We start from the raw sequence: 2,589 nt of genomic DNA on the forward strand, positions 1-2,589 counted from the left end.
CCCGGCGGCGGGCACGCCGCGCTCGAGCAGCGACGCGATGACGCTGCGGCCGAGGTGGCTGGACGCGGCAGTGACGACGACGGACATGGATCCTCCAGTGGGTGATCGGCGCAGCCGCCTCGGCTGCTCCCTGCCGGCTGCAACCGGCGTACCCTGGAGTCGCTTCCCATCGGAGAGCAGGCACTTTCCTGTGGGGTACTTACCCGGAGGTGACCATGCAGGTCAGCGAGCAGACGCCCGACCCGTACAACCGGAACTGCGCCACGCGGACGATCCTCGACCGCATCGGCGACCGCTGGACCGTGCTCGTCGTCGGCTCGCTCACCGGGGGGCCGATGCGCTTCTCCGAGCTCAGCCGCCGCATCGACGGCGTGAGCCAGAAGATGCTCACCCAGACCTTGCGCGGCCTCGAGCGCGACGGCCTCGTCACGCGCACCGTGCATGCCGCGGTGCCCCCGAAGGTGGAGTACGAGCTCACCGAGTCCGGCCGCACGCTGACCGGGCCGCTTGCGGCTCTCGACGGCTGGGCCCGCACGCACATCGAGGACGTCATGCGCTCCCGCGAGGAGTACGACGAGGCCCAGGCCCCGGCCTAGCGGCCGGCGGTCCGGCGGATCTGCCCCCGGATGTGTCGTGAAGAGGCGACGAATCGGGCTGGGAAGCGACGGATCCGGGGGCAAATTGCCGGGGGGTGTCGCTGTCCGGGCGGGCGACTAGGGTGCTCGCGTGTCCCTCGCCCTCTACCGCACCTACCGCCCCGGGCGGCTGTCGGACGTCATCGGGCAGGAGCACGTCACGGTGCCGCTGGCCCGGGCGATCGACACCGGGAGGGCGCACCACGCCTACCTGTTCACCGGTCCGCGCGGGTGCGGCAAGACCTCGACCGCGCGCATCCTGGCGCGGTCGCTGAACTGCGCGCAGGGGCCGACGTCCGAGCCGTGCGGCGAGTGCGGAAGCTGCCAGGACCTGGCGCCCAACGGCCCGGGCTCGATCGACGTCGTCGAGATGGACGCCGCCAGCCACCGCGGCATCGACGACGCCCGCGAGCTGCGCGAGAAGGCGATGTACGCCCCCGCCGCGAGCCGCTACAAGGTCTACATCATCGACGAGGCCCACCAGCTGACCGTCGACGCCGCCAACGCGCTGCTCAAGCTGATCGAGGAGCCGCCGCCGCACCTGAAGTTCGTGTTCGCGACGACCGAGCCGGACAAGATCCTCGCCACGATCCGGTCGCGCACGCACCACTACCCCTACCGCCTGGTCACGGCCCGCCGGCTGCAGGAGCACCTGGCCTGGATGTGCGAGCAGGAGGGCGTGCCCGCCCAGGCCGAGGCGCTCGCCCTGGTGGCCCGCGCGGGTGCCGGCTCGGTCCGTGACGCGCAGTCCGTGCTCGGCCAGCTCATCGCCGGCTCCGGGCCCGAGGGCCTGACCTACGCCGACGCCGTCGCGCAGCTCGGGTTCACCGACGCCGCACTCCTCGAGCGGGTGGTCGACGCCTTCGCCGACGGCGACGGCCCCACGATGTTCGCCGTGGTCGACTCGGTCGTGGAGTCGGGCCTCGACCCCCGCCGCTTCGCCGCCGACCTGCTCGAGCGCCTGCGCGACCTCGTCGTGCTGCACGAGGTGCCCGAGGCGGCCGACCAGGGCCTTATCGACGCCCCCGACACGGTGCTCGCGACGATGCGCGAGCAGTCCGCCCGTCTCGGCCTCGCGCAGCTGTCCCGTGCCGCCGACCTCGTGAGCGTCGGACTCTCCGAGCTCAAGGGAGCCACCGCGCCGCGCCTTCAGCTCGAGCTGCTCATGGCACGCCTGCTGCTGCCTGCGGCCGACGGTTCCGAGGCCGGCCTCGCCGCGCGTCTCGAGCGGCTCGAGCACCGCATGTCGTTCGCCGGCGACGGCGCCCCGGCAGCGGTCGCGCCGTCGCACCCGCACCCCCCGGCCCGGCCGGAGCCGGCAGCCGCACCGGCACCTGCTGCGGCGCCCGCCCCCGCACCGACCTCCGCTCCGGTGAAGGACGCCACCCCGTCCGCTGCCGCGCCGCCGGCAGAGCCTGTCGCCGCGACGCCGGCTGCGCCCGCGCCGGGCCGGCCCGCGCCCGCGCGCCCCGCGCCGACCGCCGCCCCCGAGCGACCGGCCGGCAGCCCGCCCGCACCGCCGCGGCTCTCGAGCATCGCGCCGAGCACCGCACCCGTCGGTGACGCGCCCGCCGAGGCCGCCGCCGATCAGCCGGAGCCTGTCGCCGTCGAGCCGGGGGACGTCGAGCAGCCCGCCGCCGCCGCGCCCGCGGATCCGAACGAAGCCGTCGACCTCGGACCGGTCGTGGCGATGTGGCCCGCGGTGCTCGAGGCGCTGAAGTCCTCGAGCCGGGTCGCGCACACGTTGGCCGAGGGAGCTGTGCCGCTCAGCCGCAGCACCCGCATGCTGACGCTCGCGCACCCCGACAAGGTGCGCATGGGCATCCTGCGCAGCAACAAGGGCCACCTCGAGCTGCTGCGCATCGCGGTGCTCGACGTGCTGCGCCTCGACGTCGAGGTCGACCTCGTCCTCGACCCGGGTCGCGCCACCGCGCCCGAGCCCGCCCGCGCGCCC

The 2,589-nt window shown here is 74.7% G+C and carries 2 protein-coding genes; both read left to right on the top strand.

Features of this window, described 5'->3' with window-relative positions; translation table 11 throughout:
- The first annotated feature begins 215 nt into the window (after nt 1-215).
- Entirely contained in the window at nt 216-596 is a 381-nt protein-coding gene (locus ACFQGU_RS17320; protein WP_386768951.1) for a winged helix-turn-helix transcriptional regulator, read from the top strand.
- Between the two features lie 130 nt (nt 597-726).
- Nucleotides 727-2,589 (top strand): DNA polymerase III subunit gamma and tau (locus ACFQGU_RS17325; RefSeq protein ID WP_386768950.1); only part of this gene is annotated, 1,863 nt, incomplete at its 3' end.

Origin of the sequence: Longivirga aurantiaca, assembly GCF_042660085.1 — a bacterium.
Classification (GTDB): Bacteria; Actinomycetota; Actinomycetes; order S36-B12; family CAIYMF01; genus Longivirga; species Longivirga aurantiaca.

What these genes read in the sequence shown, in the direction of transcription:
- ACFQGU_RS17320 (WP_386768951.1), top strand. Translation starts at nt 216, where the DNA reads ATGCAGGTCAGCGAGCAGACGCCCGACCCGTACAACCGGAACTGCGCC.